Here is an 805-nt window from a genome sequence, read left to right as displayed (position 1 = left end):
TGGAGTCGTCCTTGAAATACCACCCTTGTAGTTTTGATGTTCTAACGTTGGCCCCTGAATCGGGGTTACGGACAGTGCCTGGTGGGTAGTTTGACTGGGGCGGTCTCCTCCCAAAGAGTAACGGAGGAGCACGAAGGTTGGCTAAGTACGGTCGGACATCGTACGGTTAGTGTAATGGTAGAAGCCAGCTTAACTGCGAGACAGACACGTCGAGCAGGTACGAAAGTAGGTCATAGTGATCCGGTGGTTCTGAATGGAAGGGCCATCGCTCAACGGATAAAAGGTACTCCGGGGATAACAGGCTGATACCGCCCAAGAGTTCATATCGACGGCGGTGTTTGGCACCTCGATGTCGGCTCATCACATCCTGGGGCTGAAGTCGGTCCCAAGGGTATGGCTGTTCGCCATTTAAAGTGGTACGCGAGCTGGGTTTAGAACGTCGTGAGACAGTTCGGTCCCTATCTGCCGTGGGCGTTTGAGAATTGAGAGGGGTTGCTCCTAGTACGAGAGGACCGGAGTGAACGAACCGCTGGTGTTCGGGTTGTCATGCCAATGGCATTGCCCGGTAGCTACGTTCGGAACTGATAAGCGCTGAAAGCATCTAAGCGCGAAGCAGGCCTCGAGATGAGTTCTCACTAGACTTTTAAAGTCTCTGAAGGGCCGTTGAAGACTACAACGTTGATAGGCAAGATGTGGAAGTGGTGTGAGCCATTAAGCTAACTTGTACTAATTACCCGTGAGGCTTAACCATACAACGCCAAACGCGTTTTATGTGACAGAAACAAGCGACAGAAGTTAATAGCTA

At 51.4% G+C, this 805-nt stretch carries 1 rRNA gene; it reads left to right on the top strand.

Annotated elements, in window-relative coordinates:
* Positions 1-751, top strand: a 23S ribosomal RNA gene (locus AN393_RS19570); the annotation flags it as partial.
* Positions 752-805: the final 54 nt, after the last annotated feature.

Origin of the sequence: Pseudoalteromonas sp. P1-25, from assembly GCF_001401805.1 — a bacterium.
Taxonomy (GTDB): domain Bacteria; phylum Pseudomonadota; class Gammaproteobacteria; order Enterobacterales; family Alteromonadaceae; genus Pseudoalteromonas.
Note: the sequence above shows the minus strand (reverse complement) of the source record. Positions and strands in the feature narration are given on the sequence as shown.